The organism is Bradyrhizobium sp. KZN70725, from assembly GCF_055264925.1.
Window position 1 is genome coordinate 25,335 of sequence record NZ_JBUYWT010000017.1, and the last position, 19,425, is coordinate 44,759.

The following is a 19,425-nucleotide window of genomic DNA, read 5'->3' on the forward strand; positions in this document are numbered from 1 at the left end:
CCCATGGACGCGCTCACGCTCTTCATCATCCGTCATGCCGAGAAGCCGGGCGATTCCTGGCCGGGACCCGGTTTCACCGCGGATGGCGTCTCCGACACTGAGTCGCTTGTACTCCGTGGGTGGGAGCGTGCGGGCGCGTGGACCGCGTTGTTCGGCACCGATCTCACCGGCGGTGACTATGCCAAGCCCGATGCAATCTATGCCGCGACACCGGGCACCACGGCCAATCAGCCGCCGTCGAGCCGTCCGGCCGAGACGATCTCGGCGCTTGCCGCACGGCGCGGCCTGACCCCGAACGAAAGCTTTGGCAAGGGCGATGAGCCGAGGCTGGTGCCTGCGGTGCTGGCGCTGAAGGGCGTCGTGCTGCTGTGCTGGGAGCACAAGGCGATCATCTCCGATATCCTTCCGCTGATCCCGGTCAGCAAGGGCACCCCGCCGACCAAATGGGAGGGCAGCCGGTTCGACGTCGTGCTGCGCTTCGACCGCGCCAAGGGCGACGACAAGTTCGCCTTCAAGGAGCTGTTTCCGAAATTGCTGTCGGGCGATTCCGACAAGCCGCTGGGTGGCTGAATAGCGTCGCAGCTTGGCCGATCAATCGAGCCCGAGCGCCTTGCGCGACTTCCGCGTCAACTTTTCGACGATGAGCGCATGCGCCTGGCCGAGATAGGCCTTGAGCTCAGCGTCGGGCAGGGAGTCGTTCCTCACCAGTTGCACCCATGTGGCGCGCGCCAGATATGGCGCGGGCCGCGCCAAGCCCTGCTCGATCAGCAGCTGGTAGGCCATGTTCGAGGTCTTGAACATGAAGCCGCCGGTGCTCTCGATGTAGCCGCCGGCCAGCGCGAACATCTTGCCGCCGACCTTGAACACCGACGTGCCTTCCCATTGCACCACCTTGGTGGCGGCGGGCAGGCGCAGACAATGGGCTTCGAAGGTCTTGGGGCGCATGAGTCGCAGGGCTGGAAGGCGTTCAAAGCCATAGGCCAGCCGCGCGAGGGTCGACAAGCCCCCGGGGCCGAGCCGGCCATCCTTGGCCAGCTCTGGTCGCCGCCCATTTCGGAAATCTCACGAAAATGTGGGTAGTCGCTTTTCCATCTGTAGATATATCGTAAGATATGTTTTTAGTAAGGAATGAGCAAATGAGACGATCGATGTTTCGCGACCGGGACGATGACGGCTTCCGGTTTGGGTTCTTCGCCATGGGCCGGCACGGCCGGGGCGGCCATCGCTTCGGCCGCGGCGGCCATGGCTTCTTCGGGCGGGGTGGCGGCGGTGATTTTCCGGGATCGCGGCGGCTTTCGTCGCAGGATCTGCAACTGGTCATCCTGGCGCTGCTCGGCGAGCAGCCGGCGCACGGCTACGAGTTGATCAAGAGGATCGAAGAGCGGTCGGACGGCTTCTACAGCCCGAGCCCGGGCGTGATCTATCCGGCGCTGACATACCTCAAGGAGATCGGCAATGCCAGCGTCACCCAGGACGCGGCACGCAAACTCTACAGCATCACCGAGCAGGGCAGGGCGTATCTCGGCGAGAACCGCACGACCGCGGATACCATCCTCGAGGCGCTGTCGCGGATAGGCCGCCGCATGGAGGAGGTGCGCGAAGCCTTCGCCGGCGTGAGCGATCTCGACGGCGAGGCGTCCGACGAGGTGCACCGCGCCCGTCACGCGCTGAAGAGCGCGCTGCGCCAGAAGCGCGGCTGCGATGCCGCGGAGGCGCGGCGGATCGCAAAGATCCTCGACCGCGCGGCCGCTGAGATCCTGCAGCAATGACGCCGTCGCAGCAAAGGAGACCTTTCATGTACAACGCCGAACCGCACAGCGCGATCCGTGATGCCCGCGTCACCGCCGTCATCGAGCGCCTGCAGGCCACCCGCCGGGCGCCCGTGAGGGGCAATCCGACGCAGAGCGGCAGCCGCGACCCCCACGACTATGCCGAGCAGGGATTCTCGATCCACCCGGAGCAGGGCGAGCTGATCTATCTGTTGTGCCGCGGCCTGCGCGCCCAGCGCGTCGCCGAGTTCGCGACGTCGGTCGGAATGTCGACGCTCTATTTCGCCGCCGCGATGCGCGACAATGGCGGCGGCACCGTGATCGGGTCGGAGATCGTGCCGGCTAAGGTCGCAGCGGCGAAGCGCAATCTCGCGGACGCCGGCCTTGCCGATTACGCCGACATCCGCGAGGGCGATGCGCGCAAGACGTTGCGCGATCTTGGTAGTCCCGTCGACTTCATCCTGATCGACGGCTGGCCGGGCGACAAGGGGCCGACGCTGGCGCGCCAGGTGATCGAGATCGTGGCGCCGCAACTGCGCGTCGGCGGCTACGTCATGAACGACAATGCCGAGGCGGATTTCCTGGAGTTCGTGCGCGATCCCGACAACGGCTTCGTGTCGATCACGCTGCCGCTCAAAGGTGGCACCGAGCTCTGCCTGAAGGTGGCCTGACCCGGTGGACGGCATCACTTGATCGACGGCTGTCGGGATTGTGAGCCGCAACCGCACCATGCCATGCTGGATTTTGCCGGCGCTTCTTGCTCTGTTCGAGGAAAATCAGGAGCGAAGCGCCGCATGTCCGAAGTCCCGCCCAATCATCCGCTCGATCGCCCAATCTGGAGCGCGCTGACCACGAGACAACGCGAGCTGGCGGAAGGCGGCACCGATGCGCGGCGCTTCCCGCTCGCGATCGCACCCTTCGCCGACATGGTCGACATGTCGCCAAGGAGCTTTGCCGCGCTCGGTGCACTGCTGTCGGGACCTGACATCGCGGTGCTGTTCACGCCCGATCCTGTCCCGGTGCCGCCGCAGTTCAAGGTGCTGCTGGCCGAGACCGGCGAGCAGATGATCGGCGTGCCCGCGGACCATTCTGCGCCCGGCGTCGAGATCGTCACGCTCGGCGCTACCGATGTTCCTGCGATGATGGCGTTGACGGAGCTGACAAAGCCCGGCCCGTTCAGCGTGCGGACGCATGAGCTCGGCAGCTTTCTCGGCATCCGCATCAATGGCGAACTGGTCGCGATGACCGGCGAACGGATGAAGCCGGGGAACTACACCGAGATGACAGCCGTCTGCGTGCATCCGGAGCATCGCGGCCGTGGCTACGCGCAGGCGCTGCTGTCGGCGGTCGCCCGCCAGATCGTGGCGCGTGGCGAAATTCCATTCCTGCACGTCTTCACCAGCAACGTCTCGGCGATCGCGCTCTATCGCCGCCAGGGCATGGAGATCCGCCGCCGCCTGCACATCACGGTGTTGCAGAAACAGGGATAGGGATGCCCGGGAAAGTGGGTTGAGGGAAATCCCTCATTCCTCATCGCGGATCTCGTGCTTACCTTTGCCGGATCGCAACACGATGAGAGAGGATATCTCGATGTCCGAGCAATCCCAGGACAAGCGTCCCGTACCCGATCCGGCGGAGAGCAATGCTTTCTTTCCGTCGCCTTACTCGCTTGGGCAATTCACCTCGGCCAAGTCGGATCTCTCCGGCGCTGACTATCCCAACGCCTACAGAGGCGGCCGCTGGAAAATTCTGATGATCGCCGCGGACGAGCGCTATCTGCTGTTGCAGAAGGGCACGATGTTCTCGACCGGCAACCATCCCGTCGAGACCTTGTTGCCGATGTATCACCTCGACAAGGCGGGCTTCGAATTCGATATCGCGACCGTGTCGGGCAATCCGGTCAAATTCGAGCTCTGGGCGTTTCCGAAGGAGGACGACGCGGTCAAGAGCATCTACCAGAAATATCTCGCCAGGCTGAAGCAGCCGCTGAAGCTCTCCGACGTGATCGAAAACAAGCTCGGCAAGGATTCCGATTACATCGCGGTGTTCATTCCCGGCGGCCATGGTGCGCTGATCGGCTTGCCCGAAAGCACCGACGTGAAGGCCGCCCTGAAATGGGCGCTCGACAACGACAAGCACATCATCTCGCTTTGCCATGGCCCGGCGGCGCTGCTGGCGTCCGCGGTCGGCGAAGCCAAGGGCGACTATCCCTTCAAGGGCTACAAGATCTGCGCATTTCCCGACGCCATCGATCGGACCACGCCCGATATCGGCTACATGCCGGGCGCGCTGACCTGGGCGTTCGGCGAACAGTTGCAGGCGCTCGGGGTTGAGATCCTGAACAAGGACATCACCGGCAAGACCCATCAGGATCGCAAGCTGATCACCGGTGACAGCCCCTTCGCCGCCAATAATGTCGGCAAGGCAGCCGCAAAGGCTCTGCTCGATACGCTCGGCGGGCGTTGAGCGGACGGCGGCTCAACCTGCGGGCGGGCGAACCTCGCCCCGCCGCCGGTGGCGGCTCAATGTCGCGCGCCTTGCAGGCCGACCTCGCTTGAGGGAAAATCCTCAACGCGCTCGGCCGCGCGCGACCGGCCTTCCGCACGACACGATGGCACCGCATGGACCGCTACATCGAAGCCGTGGTTGCGATCGAGGGCAGCGAGAGCTTGCCCGCGATCCAGGCGGCGGTGCGGTCCGCGAGCGTGCCGCTCGGCTACGACCGGTTCGTGATGTTCTCGGCGTCGCCGGCACGCGAGGACCTGGTTGACCGGATCTACTGGGTCGAAGGCGACTGGTTCGGCAAAGGCGTGACCGTCGATGCCGAGACCTATGTCCGGCATTGTCCGGTGACGCGCAATTTCCTCAATGTGGACCAGGCGTTTTTCTGGACCAAGGTGATGTCGGCGCGCGGCGAGAAGTATCGCGTGGTGCGCACGCCGCGCGGGCCCGGTTTCCATGGGCTGCAGGTTCCGGTGTTCGGGCGCAGCGGCCTCGAAGGCGCGATGAGCTTCGCTGGAACGCGGATCGATGCGTCGCCGCGGACGCGTGCGGCGCTGACGATGATCGGCGCCGCGGCCTTCCGCGCCGCCCGCGGGCTGATGGAAGCGCACGAGCCGAACGGTGCGTCGAGCCTGTCGCCGCGCGAGCGCGAGGTGTTGCGCTGGATTTCGGCGGGACGACGCCAGGCCGACATCGCGGCATCGCTCGGCCTGTCCGAACGCACGGTCGAGAACCATTTGCGGCGTGCGCGGCTTCGGCTCGGCGTCGCCACGACCGCGCAGGCCATCCGGCTTGCGATCCGCAGCGGCGAGATCGAGGACTGAGGCGCTTGCGGTCGGCCGCCACAGGGCCGGGCGAGCGATAGCTGCGGCTCAGTGTTTCTTCGCCGTCTTCGCCCTGATCTTCGGCGCATGCGTGCCCGCAGCGATCCGCGTCAATGCATCGGCAAATGCACGTGCCGCAGGTCCCAGCGGTTCATCGAGCCGGTGGGCGAGATAGGCCTCCATCGCGAGCGCGGCGTTGCGGCCGAGCGCGCCGGTTTCGACCCGCACCAGGCGGCGCTCCTTCAGGTCGCGCGCCACCTGCCAGAGCGGCAGCCGGCCCCAGCCGAGCCCGGCCAGGATCATGGCGTGCTTGGTGTCCTGATTGCTCACCCGGCAGATCTGCGGCGAGAGCACGCCGAAGCTGCGGCCCTCCGACAGCGGGGTCGGATCCGACAGCACGATCTGCAGATGATCGGCGAGATCCGCCACGCTCTTGCGGCCGCGGCGCGCGAGCGGATGGCCGGCGGAGGCGACGGCGACGATCTGCACCGCGCAGATCGCATCGAGCGCAAGACGCGGATCGCGAAAATCCTCGCCGACCGTGACCGCGAGCGTGCTGCGCCGTTCGGTCAAGCCAGCGATCGGACCGCCCATCGGTTCGACCGCGAGCCGCACGCTGACGGACGGATAGGCCGCCCGCATTTCCGTCAGCGCCGCGCCGACGGCGGCGATCGGAAACAGCGTATCGACCACCAGCGACAGTTCCGATTCCACGCCATCGCCCAGGCCGCGTGCCCGCGCCCGCATCGCGTCGACACGAAGCAGCAGGTCGCGCGCGTTGCCCAGCAGTGCCTTGCCCTCGGCCGTCAGCGCCGGGCGATGGCTGGAGCGGTCGAACAGCGTCAGGCCGAGTTCGGCCTCGAGGTTGGCGATGGCATGGCTGACCGCGGATTGCACCCGCGCCAGTTTGGCCGCGGCGGCGCGGAAGCTGCCGCGCTCGGCGATGGCGACAAAGGTGCGGATCTGATCGAGCGTGAGGTTGTCGAGCATGATCTATGAAATCGATCAATCGGATGCAAAACATATCACTCCTGTCGATGGTCGGGAAACGCTATCTCTGTGCTCTGACCCAGGGCGGAGTGGACGCATGACGATCGAGACGGCCGTGATGCAGCAGACCGAGGCGAAGCGATGGGCCACGGTCGCCATCGTGATCGGTTGCGGGATCGGCGCGGCGCTGCAGGTCGGCAAGGTTCCGATTGCCGCCTCGATGCTGCAACAGAGCCTCGGCATCGACCTTGCCGCGGTCGGAACGATCGCCGGCATCTTTGCGGTCCTCGGGCTTGTCGGCAGCGTGCCGGCGGGCGTGGTGATTGCCGCGGTTGGTGCTCGCAAGGTGCTGCTGTGCGGGCTCGCGGCCATCACGCTGGGGGCAGCCTCGGGCGCGCTCGCGCCACAGCTAGCGGTGCTATTGGCGTCGCGCCTGCTGGAAGGGCTCGGCTTCCTGCTGGTGATGGTCGCGGCTCCTGCATTGCTGGATCGTGTCGTCGATGTCAGCGCGCGCGACGTCACCATGGCGGTGTGGAGCTGCGTGATGCCGTTCGGGATCGCGCTGGCGCTGGTCGCCGGTCCGATCTTCGATGGCTGGCGCACGATCTGGTGGGCCAGTGCTGCCTTTGTCGCCGTGCTGTTCGTGCTCGCCGGCGTCATTGTGCCTGAAGTGGCATCGCGGACCGGCCCGGCGCGGAGCGGCCTGATGCAGGAAGCCACCGCGCTGGCGCGGCGCCGCACCCCGGCGCTCCTGATGGTGCTGTTTGCGCTCTACAGCCTGATGTTCTTTGCGCTGTTCAGCTTCCTGCCGATCCTGCTGACCGAGCGGCTCGGCGTGTCCAGCCAAGGCGCCGGCGGGCTCAGTGCGTTGGCCGCGGCCGGCAACATCGTCGGCAATCTCGCCGCCGGTCATCTGCTCGCGCGCGGCGTCAGCCGCAACCTGCTGATTGCCGTGGCGGCATTCGTGATGGGCGCGTCCGCGCTTGGAATCTTCCTGCCGGTGCTCGGCGGCTGGGGCGCATTCTGGCTGTGCCTTTTGTTCTCCGCGATCGGCGGCCTGATCCCGGCGACGTTGCTTGCAACCGCACCCGCCGCGGCGCCATCGGCGGCGATGGTGCCTGTCATGATGGGCCTGTTGATGACGGGCAGCAATTTCGGCCAGGTCACCGGTCCAATCGCGGTCGGCGCCGTGGTCTCGGCATGGGGCTGGGGCGCGGCCTGCATCATGGTGGTGGCTGCGGCGATCCTTGCCGGTATTGCGGCATGGATGCTGGCGCGCGGCGATCACAAGCGCGTAAGCGAGGCGACGGACCCGGCTTGACGCCGCGCGCGCAGGAGCCGAAGGAGTGAAGGTCTCTCACGCCAACGACAACAGGAACCTTCATGACACGCGTGCGCTGTATCACCGAAATGGGCATGGGCGTCGACGTCCACGGCCGCGACGCCACCAAGGCCGCCAAGCGGGCCGTCTCGGACGCCATCCGCCATTCCAGCCTCGGCTTCTTCCGCATGCTCGGCAAGACCGCCAACGACATGTTCGTCGACGTCACGATCGCCGTGCCGAATCCCGAAGATGTCGATACCGCAGCGGTCGCGAAGGAGTTGCCTTATGGCACCAAGACCGTGAAGGCGATCGCAGGCGGGCTCGAGATTCCGTCCGATCTCGGCAACGACCCGATCCTGATCGCGAACGCCGCCGTCATCGTCAGCTTCGACGACGGCAAGTGAGGGAAGCGCGTCGGGCGACCGCCATGCGGGCGCTATTCGCCGCCTCTGAAATAGTCGGGCTTGCCGGTCGTCCAGGTCTCGCCCCAATGCTGGCCGCCGCCGTCGACGGTCAGCGTCTCGCCGGTGATGAACTTGCCGGAGGGCGCGGCGAGGTAGACGGCGGCCTCCGCAATGTCCCAGGGCGTGCCCGGGCGCATCATCGGATTGGAGCGCGGGTAGGCGGCGCGCGCCGCTTCGCTGTAGACGTTCCAGCCCTCGGTCTCGATCGCGCCGGGCGCGATGCAGTTGATGCGGATGTTCAGCGGCGCCCATTCGACCGCGAGCGCGCGCGACAGGCCGATCACACCGGAGCGTGCCGCGATCGAGTGCGCAATGCCGTAGAGGCCGTGCGTCGTGACCACGACGATGTTGACGATGCTGCCGGGATGCTTGCGGTCGCGCCAGCGCTGCGCCGCGGCCTGCATCATGTACCAGGTGCCGTTGAGGTTGGTGTTGATGACCGCATTCCAGCCCTTGATCGAGACGTCGATCGCGGGTTGCGGGAACTGGCCACCGGCGCTGTTGACGAGATGATCGACGCGGCCGTGCTCAGTCCACAGCGCCTCGAACATTGCATCGACCGCGTCGGGATCCTTGATGTCGGCGACATGCGCGGACGCCTTGAGCCCGCGATGGACGAGACGATCGACCAGTGCGTCGAGCCTGCCGGCATTGCGGCCTGCGACGACGACATGCGCGCCGAGCCGCGCGAACAGCCATGCGATGGCGCGGCCGATGCCGCCGGCGCCGCCGGACACCACGACCACCCGACCGGCGAGCGCATCGGGGGCGAACACGGTCGGGTGCGTTGCGAGTTCGTCGTCGGAGAGGCCGAGCATTGCGCCTGTCGTTGCGCCCGTCTGTTGATCGTTCATGGCCGGTTGCAGACCTTGCGGCTTTCACTGAGCTCCGTACATTAGCCGTCCAACAACAACCCTGCAAAAGAATGTCGACATGACCGACTTGTCTGCCTTTCCCATCACAAAACGCTGGCCCGCCCAGCATCCGGACCGCCTGCAGCTCTATTCGCTGCCGACGCCGAACGGCGTGAAGGTCTCGATCATGCTCGAGGAGATCGGGCTGCCCTACGAGGTCCATCTCGTCGACTTCAACAAGGATGACCAGAAGACGCCGGAGTTCCTGTCGCTGAACCCGAACGGCAAGATCCCGGCGATCGTCGATCCCAACGGCCCCGGCGGCAAGCCGCTGCCATTGTTCGAATCCGGCGCTATCCTGCAATATCTCGCCGACAAGACCGGCAAGCTGCTGCCGGCGGACGCGGCGCGCCGCTATCAGGCGATCCAGTGGGTACATTTCCAGATGGGCGGCCTCGGACCGATGTTCGGCCAGGTCGGGTTCTTCCACAAATTCGCCGGCAAGGATTACGAGGACAAGCGGCCGCTGCAGCGCTACGTCGCCGAGTCGAAGCGCCTGCTCCGCGTGATGGAGACGCATCTCGCCGGACGGCAGTGGTTCATGGACGATGAATACAGCATCGCCGACATCTCGATGCTCGGCTGGGTGCGCAATCTGATCGGCTTCTACGGTGCGCGCGAGCTCGTCGAATTCGACGAGTTCACGCAGGTCGCGGCCTGGCTGGAGCGCGGTCTCAAGCGGCCGGCGGTGGAGCGCGGATTGAACATTCCGAAGCGTCCCTAAGCAACCTACTTCAGCAGCTCATAGACGATGGGATTGTCGGCACAGGCGGCAAAGCCGCACTCGAGCAGGGTGGAGAACACATTCAGTGCCGTCAGCCCGACCACCAGCCACACCGCACCTTGCGCGAACCTGCCGGGCGAGCTGCCCGGCGCCGCGCGGTGCTCGAACTGGCGGTCGAACAGCAGCATCGCAGCGAGCAGCACGATCGCGACGACAAATCCGATCAGCGCCCACGTATAATAACGATAGCCGAGCAGCGCCGACCCGTAACCGGCGTCGCCGGGGAGGATGTGCAGCAGCACCTGCCGGGCCGAGACCGTGGCGCCAAGGACGGCCGTCAGCAGCGACAACGCATAATGACTCGGCCGTGGCCCGAAGCGGATATTGAGGATCGGCCCGATCGCCAGCAGGGCGAACAGGATGCGCTGCAACAGACAGAGCGGGCAGGGCAGCTCGTGGAGCAGCAGCTGCGCGGCAAAGGCGGCGGCCAGTACCAGCGCCAGCCCATAGAGCGCGACGGCATTGAGGGTGACGGCCTGCGTGTCGTTCATGGCCGGCCTCAGAACGACAAAGTGAGACGGTCGGTGGCGTGGTGCAGCAAGGTCGCGACGCAGGCGATCAGGATCACCGCGAACAGACCGATCGCGACGGGACGCGGGCCACGCCAGGCCACCAGCAGGGCGATGGTGATGGCGAGAAACAATGCCGTGAATTCCATTCCCAGCCTCCCGATGCGAGCCGGCCGCAGTCTATGACAGATTCGTGTGCGCTCGCGACGGTGCGAATGGGCATTGTCGCTTGCGCGCGGCTCCGCCAAGATGGCATCACCAGTTGAGTTCATCCCAGCCGGGGCACCTCATGACCACAGCCGCCATCAAGCCCGTTGCCCATCCCCGTCATCAGCCCTGGTACAAGATCCTCTACGTCCAGGTGCTGATCGCGATCGTGGCAGGTGTCCTGATCGGATATTTCTATCCGAATCTCGGCAAGGAATTGAAGCCGCTGGGCGACGGCTTCATCGCGCTGATCAAGATGATGATCGCGCCGGTCATCTTCTGCACCGTGGTGCACGGCATCTCCTCGATGGGCGACCTCAAGCGCGTCGGCCGGGTCGGGTTGAAGACCCTGATCTATTTCGAGGCGGTGTCGACGGTGGCGCTTGCGGTCGGTCTTCTGGTCGGCGAGCTGCTACAGCCCGGCCACGGCTTCAACATCGATCCTTCCACGATCGATCCGAAATCGGTCTCCAATTACGTCACGCAGGCCAAAGAGCAGGGCATCGTTGCCCATCTGATGGCGATCATTCCGGACAGCTATCTCGGCGCGGTCGCGCGCGGCGACCTGTTGCAGGTGCTGCTGATCTCGATCCTCTCGGGCTTCGCCATCGCTCTCATGGGCAAGGTCGGCGAGCCGATTGCGTCAGCGATCGACACGGCCGCCAAGATGTTCTTCGGCATCATCCGGATCATCGTCCGCGTCGCGCCGCTCGGCGCATTCGGCGCGATGGCCTTCACGGTCGGCGCCTACGGCCTCGGCTCGCTGCTGAATCTGGCAGCGCTGATCGCGACCTTCTACCTCACCAGCATCCTGTTCGTGCTGATCGTGCTGGGCGCCATCGCGCGGCTCGCCGGCTTCTCGATCATCCGCTTCATCGCCTATATCAAGGACGAGCTCCTGATCGTGCTCGGCACGTCGTCGTCGGAGACGGTGCTGCCGCAGATGATCCAGAAGATGGAGCATCTCGGCGCCTCGCGCTCGGTGGTCGGCCTCGTGGTGCCGACCGGCTACAGCTTCAATCTCGACGGCACCAACATCTACATGACGCTGGCGACGCTGTTCCTGGCGCAGGCCACCAACACGCATCTGACGATCTGGCAGGAGCTCGGCATTTTGGGCATCGCCATGATCACCTCGAAGGGCGCGTCCGGCGTCACCGGCGCCGGCTTCATCACGCTCGCCGCAACGCTGTCGATCGTGCCCGATATTCCGATCCAGTCGATCGCGATCCTGGTCGGCATCGACAAGTTCATGAGCGAGTGCCGCGCGCTCACCAACCTGATCGGCAACGGCGTCGCCTGCGTCGTGATCAGCCTGTCGGAAGGCGAGCTCGACAAGCAGGCGCTGCACGAGACGATGGCGCATCCGCTCGAGCTCGGCGAGGCGCTGGAGCCGGGCGGCTCAGGCTAGAGCAATATGAAGTTAAGGGGCCGTCGGATGGGCGCTGCCAAAATATCGAAAACAACCCCATGCAAAGCAGCCGGCGGCGGCCGGTATTCGAGCAGGCAACTTGACATGTCGGGCAACTCAGGGATACTCTTCTAATATTCCGAAATTGCGCAGGTATCCGCTCGTCCCAAGGCTGTCGCATATGGCATCTGCGGGCCTCTGCAACTGACTGCGTCGCAGGCGGGAGAGGGGAACGCGTCTCGTTCGCGGCCGCAGCCCAGGTCGTGAACCCATGAAGTGGGAAGGGCCCGCACTGTAGGATGACGACTATGCGCCAAGCCTTGCGTGCATGATGCTCCATCGATAGTCCGTGGCGGGACTGGCTCACCTCAGCGAGTTCGTCCATCCAGCCCAATCCAGGAACGCTTAACTATGCTCACCGTCTATGGCGAAGGTCGTGGCTTCCGTGTTGTCTGGCTGCTCGAGGAACTAGGGTTGGCTTATCGGCTGCGCCCGGTCGATCTGTTCGCAGTCGAGAATGATCGCGATTTCCTCGCCATCAACCCTGCCGGCTTCATTCCGGTACTGCAGGACGGCGAGACGATCATGGTCGAATCGATCGCGATTCTCGAGTACCTGCTCGCCCGGCACGGCTCAGGTTCGCTTGCCGTCGCTCCGGACGATCCCGCCTTCGCGTCCTATCTGCAATTTCTCCATCTGGGCGAGGCCGGGCTCGCCGGGCCGATGAACGCCGTCATTGTCGGTCGCCAACTGGCGCCCGAAGCCGAGCGAGATGCCCGGGTTACCTGCTGGGCATTCGAGACCTTCGAGAGCCGGCTGGGGTTGGTTATCCGCCGCCTCGCGGATTGCCCCTATCTCGCCGGCGACCGATTCACCGCTGCCGATATCTCGGTGAGCTACGCCCTTCTGCTCGGCATGCGAACCGGCAACTACGTCCCCGGTCCTACCGAGCGGGACTATCTCGCCCGCACGACGGCACGCCCTGCCTACACGCGAGCGATGGAAAGCTGCCAGGCCACCAAGGCTTGGGCGGCGAGATCACCGGGATTGTAGTGCTCGCTTCAAGCCGCCTGTGGCTCCACGCTTACAAGTCCACTGCCCGGGCTGTGTACTCATTAGCGGCTGGCGCTGATGTGCGCTCAACCCCCACAGCGGCGAAAAAGCGGTCATCTCCCGAGATCGCCGAACGGCCGCAAGCGGGAGTGCCGCCTACTTCCCTCGATACCGAAGAGCTTCAACCAGCAGCGAGAATGCCGGTGAAGGTTGACGACGGCTAGGGTAGTACAGGTGGTATCCGGAAAATGGAGGACACCAATCCGACAGTACCCGAACGAGCCGTCCGTCGGAGACGTAGGGCTGCACGTTACGCTCCATCAGGTATGCGAGGCCAAAGCCGTTCAACGCCGCTTGCAGGAGCGGGCCTGCGCCGTTGAAGACGAGCTGCCCGTCGACCCGCTCGTTGAGCGCGCGCCCGTCCTTCTCGAATTCCCAAGCGTAGAGCCCGCCATGGGTCGGCAGGCGCAGGTTCAGGCAGTTGTGGCTGTTCAGATCCTGGGGGGGGCGCGGCCTCTTTCGGTTGGCAAAATATGACGGAGCGCCCACGACCGCGGACCGCAAATCCGGTCCGACGCGAACGGTAATCATGTCTTTGGCGACCAGCTCGCCAGGTCGGATACCGGCGTCGTATCGCTGCGCAACGATGTTCGCGAGGCCGTAGTCGACAATGACTTCGACACTGATGTCCGGGTAATTCGGCAGGATCTTCGCCAGGGCGGGCAGCAGGATCGCTTCGGCGGCGTGTTCGGTCGCCGTGATCCGGATGTTGCCGGCCGGTTTCTCCCGCAACTCGCCAAGGGCCGACAGCTCGGCGTCCATTTCCTCAAATTTCGGCCCGACGCTTCGGAGCAGGCGCTCTCCCGCCGGAGTCGGCGCAACGCTTCGCGTGGTGCGGTTGTACGCCGCGGCCTCTCGGCTCAACAATCGGCGTCTCTGGAATACTGGATCACCCGCATGCGCGTGTGATGACACTGAGCAAGCTGAGTAAGCCAATTCCGTCACTCTGAGCAGCGCCGCCTATTCGACGAGATCCAGCATTTTGAAAGGTCAGCAATGGTAGAGAGCTTCGAAGGAAAGGTTGCGCTTGTTACCGGCGCCGCTGGTGGCATTGGTCTGGCGACAGCCAGGGCATTTGGTGTTGCAGGCGCGTCCGTGGTCATTGCAGACAGCAACACAGCGTTGCTCGAAACTGCCGCTGCTGAACTGCGATCCGCGGGTCATGACGTCCTTGCCGTCGGCTGCGATGTAACGGATCGGGGCCAGGTGAACGCAATGATCGAGCAGGCGATCGAGACTTACGGGAAGCTCGATGCAGCTTTCAACAATGCGGGCATCAACTGCGATGCTGCGCCATTGGTTGAAACGGAAGATGCCGAGTTTGACAACATCATCGATGTCAATCTGCGCGGTGTGTGGAACTGCATGAAGGCGGAGCTTCGCCACATGACCGCACAAGGAAGCGGCGCAATCGTCAACTGCTCGTCGATCGGCGGGATGAGGGGCTCCAAAGGGCGCGCCGCCTATTCCGCCAGCAAATTCGGGGTGATAGGTCTCACCCGCGCCTCCGCACTCGATTATGCCGGGAAGGGCATCGGTATCAACGCAGTATGCCCGGGCATTATCGGCAATACTCCGATGGCGAAGCGGGTAACAAGGAACAACGATCCAGAGATGGTCAAGGCGTTCGTAGCAGCCGAACCGATCGGACGCCTTGGTGAACCTGAAGAAATCGCTGCCGCTGTTCTATGGTTATGCGGTTCGGCGGCAAGCTTTGTGGTCGGCCATGCCTTGGTGGTCGATGGAGGTATCTTGGCCTGACCAGCGGGTGAATGACGTCGCGCCGCCAGAGCAGCATCAGTCCGGGACGCCGGCCGCCTTCAGCGTCTCGCGATAGGTCGCGGACATCGCTTCCACCGGAAAGGGAATCCGCGACAGGAAGCCGGAGATCGTGAACTCCGGGTCGACCTTGAGCAGCTCGCGCGCGATCTGGGCCGCGCGTGCGGTGTCGCCGGTCCTGACCAGCGCCACGATCAGGACGCGCAGCGCCACCGCGAAGCGGCGGTTCTGCGCCAGCGCCTTGTCGGCCCACATCACTGCTTCGGCAAAATTTCGGTCGAGCACTGCGCAGATCGCCAGCGCCGCGGCGGCGAACCAGCCGCGCGGGTCGCGCGGGTTCAGCCGTTGCGCGCGCTCGATCATGGCGCGGCCGGCTTTCTGATTACCGCGCATCGCCTCGATCCAGCCGCCGAGCACGAGCGCCATCGCCGAGTTCGGATTGATCGCAAGCGACCGCTCGAACAGGTCGCGCGCAGGCTCAATCTCGTCGGCCATGTTCCAGATCGCGAACGCCGCCATCCACAACACCTGCGGGTCACCGGGCGCCAGCTCGACCGCGCGCCAGGCCTGCGCGACCGCGCGTTCGCGGTAGGCATCGTTCAGCTTCAGCCAGCCCTGGACATGGCGCATCGCATGACAATAGGCGGAGGCCGCCAGTGCGGGCGCGTAGGCGGGGTCGAGCGCCAGCGCCTGGTCGAGGCAATCGAGCGCCGCTTCCATGCTCTCGGGCGTGAACTCGTAACGCAGGCTGTAGGCGCGCAGCAGCAGGTCGTAGGCGTCGAGCCTGTCGGGCGGCGCTGCCCGCAGCCGTTCGGCTTCCGCGACGAGCAGGGTCGGCTCGATCGCGCCGACCACGTTCTCGGTGATGCGGTCCTGCAGGTCGAACACGTCGGCGGCCGCGCCGTCGAAGCGGTCGGCCCACAGATGCGCGCCAGAGCTGGCGTCGATCAACTGCCCGGTGATCCGCAACCGATCGCCGCCGCGGCGGACGCTGCCTTCGAGCACATAGCCGACGCCGAGATCGCGGCCGACCTGGCGGATGTCGACCGCCTTGCCTTTGTAGGTGAAGGCGGAGTTGCGCGCGATCACCGTGAGGCGGCTGCAACGCGCCAGCGCGGTGGTGATGTCCTCGGCGATGCCGTCGGCGAAATAATCCTGCTCGGGATCGCCGCTCATATTGGTGAAGGGCAGCACCGCGATCGACGGACCCTCGCTCGGCCGCGGCGGGCTGGCATTGTCTGCAACAGGGCGATCGTGCGCGGTGACCTCGCGGACATCGCCGACAAAGCGGAGACCCTTGCGGGGCAGGGTGCGGATCAGCCGCTGCTCCTCGCCATTGTCGCCGATCGCCGTCCGCGCGGCGTTGATCCGGCTGCTCAGCGTCGCTTCCGAGACGATCCGGCCGTGCCAGACGGCGGCCAGCACCTCGTCGCGGCTGACCACCCGATCGCGGGCGCGGATCAGGAACTCGATGAGGTCGAAGACCTGCGGCTCGACGGCCACCAGAGCATCGCCGCGGCGCAGCTCACGGCGCTCGGAATCGAGGGTCAAGTCGTTGAAATGGTAAGTCAAATCGAAGAGTCCGGCGGCCGGCGGCTGAGTTCGTGGCGGAACCTAGCACAGGCTGGGTGGAGCCAAAATCACGACGCTCTGAAGGACAAATCCACGTCCTCTGAAAGCGGACGGGGGCGGTCTCTGCAATATTCAATCCCGACACCAGAACTTAAGGAGATCGCCATGTCGCAGTCCATCAATCAGCAGCGCCGCCGCTTCCTTGGCATCGCCGGCGGGATCCTTGCCGCTTCCCGGTTCGGGTTTGTCGGTTCCGCTCAGGCTCAGTCCAAGCCGGCGCTGCCTGCGATCAAGGCCGGCGCCCACACCACGATCGATCCGGTCAAGCAGATCAATGCCGGCGTGCTTAATACCGGCTATGTCGAGATGGGTCCTGCGTCCGGTCCCGCAGTGATCCTGCTGCACGGCTGGCCCTACGACATCCACAGCTATGCCGACGTCGCGCCGGCGCTGGCCGAGGCCGGCTACCGCGTGATCGTGCCGCATCTGCGCGGCTATGGCACCACGCGCTTCCTCTCCAGCGACACCATGCGCAGCGGCCAGCCGGTCGCGGTCTCAGCCGACATCATCGCGCTGATGGACGCGTTGAAGATCGAGAAGGCCGTGCTCGGCGGCTATGATTGGGGCGCGCGCACCGCCAACATCATGGCGGTGCTCTGGCCCGAGCGCTGTAAAGCCATGGTCTCGGTGAGCGGCTATCTGATCGGCAGCCAGGCGGCCGGCAAGATGCCGCTGCCGCCGAAGGCCGAGCTGCAATGGTGGTACCAGTTCTATTTCGCGACCGAGCGCGGCCGCGAGGGCTATGCCAAGAACCGGCACGATTTCAACAAGCTGATCTGGCAGCTGGCGTCGCCGCAGTGGAAGTTCGACGACGCCACCTACGACCGCAGCGCGGCGGCCTTCGAGAATCCTGATCACGTCGATATCGTGATCCACAATTACCGCTGGCGGCTTGGTCTCGCCGAGGGCGAGGCGAAGTACGACGCGTTCGAGAAGACGCTCGCCCAGGCGCCCGTCATCGCGATCCCGACCATTACGATGGAAGGCGATGCCAACGGCGCGCCGCATCCGGAGCCCGCGGCCTATGCCAAGAAATTCTCCGGCCACTATGAGCATCGGCTTCTGACCGGCGGCATCGGCCACAATCTGCCGCAGGAGGCGCCGCAGGCCTTCGTCCAGGCCATCATCGACGTCAGCAAGGTCTGAGACGGAGCGGATCGGGGATCATGAGACAAATTGTGAAATGGGCAGCTGCCGCGACCGCAGCAGCCTGCATCAGCGCGTCATTGCCGTTCGCCGTCGGGCATGCCGATGATGCTGCACCGGCATCGCCGATCTTCGGCGTGAAAATCCCTGACGGCTATCGCGACTGGAAGCTGATCGCGGTCGGCGAGGAGACCGGGCTCGATGAGCTTCGCAGCGTGCTCGGCAACGCCACCGTCGTGAAGGCCTATCAGGACGGCGCCGCGCGTTTCCCCGACGGCACCGTGCTGGTCAAGCTGGCCTGGAAGCGCAAGCCCGTTGATGGCCTCAACGGCGCCTTCATCGCGGGGCCGGCGACCACGGTGCAGGTCATGGTCAAGGACGCGGCCAAATATGCATCGACCGGAGGCTGGGGGTTCGGCCGCTTCGTCGACGGCAAGCCGGTCGATGCCGCTCAGCACGAGACCTGTTTCGCCTGCCACGAGGCCCATGCCAGCGATCACGATTTCGTCTTCACGCACTATGCGCATTGAATGCCGGCAATATCGGTGTGGAGACCTGATGGCTCCGATCTGGCGCCGGGATTGCCGCGAGGCTAATTTCCCGCCGCAATCGCATGCGGGGAACGGCATTGACCATCACCATCTACGGCATCAAGAACTGCGACACCATGAAGAAGGCGCGGGCCTGGCTCGACGATCACGACGTCGCCTACGACTTCCACGACTACAAGACCGCCGGGATCGCCAAGGATAAGCTCAAGCAGTGGAGCGACGAGGTCGGCTGGGAGACACTGCTCAATCGCGCCGGCACCACCTTCAAGAAGCTGCCCGATGCCGACAAGGAAGGCCTGAACGAGCGCAAGGCGCTGGCGCTGATGGCCGAGCAGCCCTCGATGATCAAGCGCCCGGTGCTCGATCTCGGGGGCAAGCGCGTGGTCGGCTTCAAGCCGGACATCTACGCCAAGGAAGTGCCGGCGAAGGCGCGCAAGAAGGGCTAAGGCGCTTCCAGCGATGCCGCGACCGCTTCGCGAGAAGTGACGAGTCTAGATCAGCTCGACTGAATCCTGACTTGCCGGACGATCCGCGGGCACGGACCTGCGGTCGATCACCGCCCTGATGGTGACGACCGGGACCGACTTCGCCTTCACGCCCATCAGATTGTGCAGCCGAAAGCCGCCTTCGATGCTGATCGCCTTGTAGGAGCCGATGATGTGCTCGACGGTGTCGCCGCGTCCGAACGGCAGCAGCAGCCGCTCATAGGACACGTCCTTGCCGTCGGCGTCCGTGACCTCCGCAACCGTATAGGTTGGACGCTTGAGCGCGAGGCAAGCACGATATGACAGGATCACTCCTGCGTAGCGCTCGGGTCCGATCGCATCGTCAAGAAAGCGGTTGGTGCGCAGCGGCGGCTCGATGTGCTCGTTGCCATAGGCCGTCGTCAGCCTCGCGCCTTCCTGCGTAATCAGGAAACGTGCCGCCTCGCCACTGCCGACCACGTCAAAGCTCATCATGTCGGCGCGCTCGTCGGCGGTGCCCTCGGTATGGAAGTCGCACAACAGAGGAAGCGCGTCCGGCAGGCGCAGCCCGCGCAGCCAGGCGTTCAGCAGCACCCGCTGCGTGATCGATTTGACCATCGATGGATCGGCGCTTCGGAATTGCATCGGCTAGCCGAATTCAGGCACATCCCCGGACGGGATGCGGCCAGGGACAAGTTCATCGATCTGCGGGATGGTTTGGCTGCGGGCATAAAGTCGCAGCCACGTGCCGAGGAAATCACGTTGCGGGATCGATTTGACGACCGAAGAATTGGCGCGCTTGAAATGCAAGGCTCTAGCCGTTCATCATGCAATGGCCGGAGCTTCGGCGAGAGGCGCAAATATTCTATGAAAGTGGGAGTCCGGAGCAAAACACCGTTAACGACCGCTTTCCCGAGGCGCAAAGCGCACGGAAATGCCATTCGACTAAGGATCAACCGGAACCGGTCACGCTGATGCCGCACTGCACAGCTTTCCACCTTGCGTAACTGCCGCAGATGACGGCATATTCCGGCCCGGAGGC

At 64.9% G+C, this 19,425-nt stretch carries 23 protein-coding genes and 1 pseudogene; 15 read left to right on the forward strand and 9 right to left on the reverse strand.

What is annotated here, in order from left to right:
* The first annotated feature begins 3 nt into the window (after positions 1-3).
* A complete protein-coding gene (locus tag ACZBJS_RS18210; RefSeq protein WP_018271230.1) occupies positions 4-570 on the forward strand; it encodes a hypothetical protein in 567 nt (188 codons plus the stop codon).
* A gap of 21 nt (positions 571-591) precedes the next feature.
* Here the strand turns inward: ACZBJS_RS18210 and ACZBJS_RS18215 are convergent, their stop codons facing one another.
* A complete protein-coding gene (locus ACZBJS_RS18215; protein ID WP_253608966.1) occupies positions 592-945 on the reverse strand; it encodes an MmcQ/YjbR family DNA-binding protein in 354 nt (117 codons plus the stop codon).
* A gap of 191 nt (positions 946-1,136) precedes the next feature.
* Between ACZBJS_RS18215 and ACZBJS_RS18220 the strand changes: the two genes are divergently transcribed.
* The 5 genes from ACZBJS_RS18220 to ACZBJS_RS18240 all read left to right on the forward strand — a co-directional run bounded on the left by ACZBJS_RS18220 (position 1,137) and on the right by ACZBJS_RS18240 (position 5,095).
* A complete protein-coding gene (locus ACZBJS_RS18220) occupies positions 1,137-1,769 on the forward strand; it encodes a PadR family transcriptional regulator (protein WP_463438951.1) in 633 nt (210 codons plus the stop codon).
* A 26-nt stretch (positions 1,770-1,795) separates the two neighbouring features.
* The gene (locus ACZBJS_RS18225; RefSeq protein WP_463438952.1) at positions 1,796-2,440 is read left to right on the forward strand and encodes an O-methyltransferase; all 645 of its coding nucleotides are present in this window, start codon (positions 1,796-1,798) and stop codon (positions 2,438-2,440) included.
* Positions 2,441-2,563: 123 nt separating this feature from the next.
* Positions 2,564-3,259: a GNAT family N-acetyltransferase gene (locus tag ACZBJS_RS18230; RefSeq protein WP_057019827.1), complete on the forward strand. Its 696-nt coding sequence runs from the start codon at positions 2,564-2,566 to the stop codon at positions 3,257-3,259.
* A gap of 100 nt (positions 3,260-3,359) precedes the next feature.
* On the forward strand, positions 3,360-4,235 hold the full coding sequence (gene hchA / locus ACZBJS_RS18235; protein ID WP_463438953.1) for a glyoxalase III HchA: 876 nt from the start codon (positions 3,360-3,362) through the stop codon (positions 4,233-4,235).
* 155 nt (positions 4,236-4,390) lie between these two features.
* Entirely contained in the window at positions 4,391-5,095 is a 705-nt protein-coding gene (locus ACZBJS_RS18240) for a PA1136 family autoinducer-binding transcriptional regulator (RefSeq protein ID WP_463438954.1), read from the forward strand.
* Between the two features lie 48 nt (positions 5,096-5,143).
* On the opposite strand, the gene ACZBJS_RS18245 is transcribed toward ACZBJS_RS18240, so the two are convergent.
* Positions 5,144-6,085 carry a LysR family transcriptional regulator gene (locus ACZBJS_RS18245; protein ID WP_456784709.1) on the reverse strand — a complete coding sequence of 314 codons (942 nt, stop codon included), beginning with the start codon at positions 6,083-6,085 and terminating at the stop codon, positions 5,144-5,146.
* Between the two features lie 97 nt (positions 6,086-6,182).
* On the opposite strand from ACZBJS_RS18245, the gene ACZBJS_RS18250 reads away from it, so the two are divergent.
* Together ACZBJS_RS18250 and ACZBJS_RS18255 are read left to right on the forward strand one after the other, a co-directional pair.
* Entirely contained in the window at positions 6,183-7,406 is a 1,224-nt protein-coding gene (locus tag ACZBJS_RS18250; RefSeq protein ID WP_463438955.1) for an MFS transporter, read from the forward strand.
* 62 nt (positions 7,407-7,468) lie between these two features.
* A complete protein-coding gene (locus tag ACZBJS_RS18255; RefSeq protein WP_026192671.1) occupies positions 7,469-7,813 on the forward strand; it encodes a Lin0512 family protein in 345 nt (114 codons plus the stop codon).
* Between the two features lie 32 nt (positions 7,814-7,845).
* Here ACZBJS_RS18255 and ACZBJS_RS18260 read toward each other — a convergent pair whose 3' ends face one another.
* Entirely contained in the window at positions 7,846-8,727 is an 882-nt protein-coding gene (locus tag ACZBJS_RS18260; RefSeq protein ID WP_141342291.1) for an SDR family oxidoreductase, read from the reverse strand.
* Positions 8,728-8,806: 79 nt separating this feature from the next.
* Here ACZBJS_RS18260 and ACZBJS_RS18265 point away from each other — a divergent pair, with 79 nt between their 5' ends.
* Positions 8,807-9,511 (forward strand): glutathione S-transferase family protein, encoded by a 705-nt coding sequence (locus tag ACZBJS_RS18265; RefSeq protein WP_463438956.1) that lies wholly within the window; start codon positions 8,807-8,809, stop codon positions 9,509-9,511.
* 5 nt (positions 9,512-9,516) lie between these two features.
* Here ACZBJS_RS18265 and ACZBJS_RS18270 read toward each other — a convergent pair whose 3' ends face one another.
* Entirely contained in the window at positions 9,517-10,062 is a 546-nt protein-coding gene (locus ACZBJS_RS18270; RefSeq protein WP_463438957.1) for a disulfide bond formation protein B, read from the reverse strand.
* 8 nt (positions 10,063-10,070) lie between these two features.
* Positions 10,071-10,229: a DUF5993 family protein gene (locus tag ACZBJS_RS18275; protein ID WP_168855627.1), complete on the reverse strand. Its 159-nt coding sequence runs from the start codon at positions 10,227-10,229 to the stop codon at positions 10,071-10,073.
* Positions 10,230-10,369: 140 nt separating this feature from the next.
* On the opposite strand from ACZBJS_RS18275, the gene ACZBJS_RS18280 reads away from it, so the two are divergent.
* Positions 10,370-11,698, forward strand: a complete 1,329-nt coding sequence (locus tag ACZBJS_RS18280; RefSeq protein ID WP_076831866.1) for a dicarboxylate/amino acid:cation symporter — start codon at positions 10,370-10,372, stop codon at positions 11,696-11,698.
* A gap of 411 nt (positions 11,699-12,109) precedes the next feature.
* Positions 12,110-12,751: a glutathione S-transferase family protein gene (locus ACZBJS_RS18285; RefSeq protein WP_168855626.1), complete on the forward strand. Its 642-nt coding sequence runs from the start codon at positions 12,110-12,112 to the stop codon at positions 12,749-12,751.
* Positions 12,752-12,907: 156 nt separating this feature from the next.
* On the opposite strand, the pseudogene ACZBJS_RS18290 reads toward ACZBJS_RS18285, so the two are convergent.
* Positions 12,908-13,651 (reverse strand): annotated as a pseudogene (locus ACZBJS_RS18290) (LysR substrate-binding domain-containing protein); the annotation flags it as partial.
* Between the two features lie 156 nt (positions 13,652-13,807).
* On the opposite strand from ACZBJS_RS18290, the gene ACZBJS_RS18295 reads away from it, so the two are divergent.
* A complete protein-coding gene (locus ACZBJS_RS18295) occupies positions 13,808-14,572 on the forward strand; it encodes an SDR family NAD(P)-dependent oxidoreductase (protein WP_463438958.1) in 765 nt (254 codons plus the stop codon).
* Positions 14,573-14,608: 36 nt separating this feature from the next.
* Here ACZBJS_RS18295 and ACZBJS_RS18300 read toward each other — a convergent pair whose 3' ends face one another.
* Positions 14,609-16,162: a winged helix-turn-helix domain-containing protein gene (locus ACZBJS_RS18300; protein WP_141342296.1), complete on the reverse strand. Its 1,554-nt coding sequence runs from the start codon at positions 16,160-16,162 to the stop codon at positions 14,609-14,611.
* A 165-nt stretch (positions 16,163-16,327) separates the two neighbouring features.
* Between ACZBJS_RS18300 and ACZBJS_RS18305 the strand changes: the two genes are divergently transcribed.
* The 3 genes from ACZBJS_RS18305 to ACZBJS_RS18315 all read left to right on the forward strand — a co-directional run bounded on the left by ACZBJS_RS18305 (position 16,328) and on the right by ACZBJS_RS18315 (position 18,365).
* Complete coding sequence (locus tag ACZBJS_RS18305) at positions 16,328-17,368, forward strand: alpha/beta fold hydrolase (RefSeq protein WP_463438959.1); 1,041 nt, start codon at positions 16,328-16,330, stop codon at positions 17,366-17,368.
* 20 nt (positions 17,369-17,388) lie between these two features.
* Positions 17,389-17,898 (forward strand): cytochrome P460 family protein, encoded by a 510-nt coding sequence (locus ACZBJS_RS18310; RefSeq protein ID WP_463438960.1) that lies wholly within the window; start codon positions 17,389-17,391, stop codon positions 17,896-17,898.
* 98 nt (positions 17,899-17,996) lie between these two features.
* The gene (locus tag ACZBJS_RS18315) at positions 17,997-18,365 is read left to right on the forward strand and encodes an ArsC family reductase (protein ID WP_141342299.1); all 369 of its coding nucleotides are present in this window, start codon (positions 17,997-17,999) and stop codon (positions 18,363-18,365) included.
* A gap of 45 nt (positions 18,366-18,410) precedes the next feature.
* Here ACZBJS_RS18315 and ACZBJS_RS18320 read toward each other — a convergent pair whose 3' ends face one another.
* Entirely contained in the window at positions 18,411-19,001 is a 591-nt protein-coding gene (locus ACZBJS_RS18320; protein WP_246786709.1) for a hypothetical protein, read from the reverse strand.
* 30 nt (positions 19,002-19,031) lie between these two features.
* Positions 19,032-19,193, reverse strand: coding sequence for a hypothetical protein (locus ACZBJS_RS18325; protein ID WP_159109470.1), 162 nt, complete (start codon positions 19,191-19,193; stop codon positions 19,032-19,034).
* Positions 19,194-19,425: the final 232 nt, after the last annotated feature.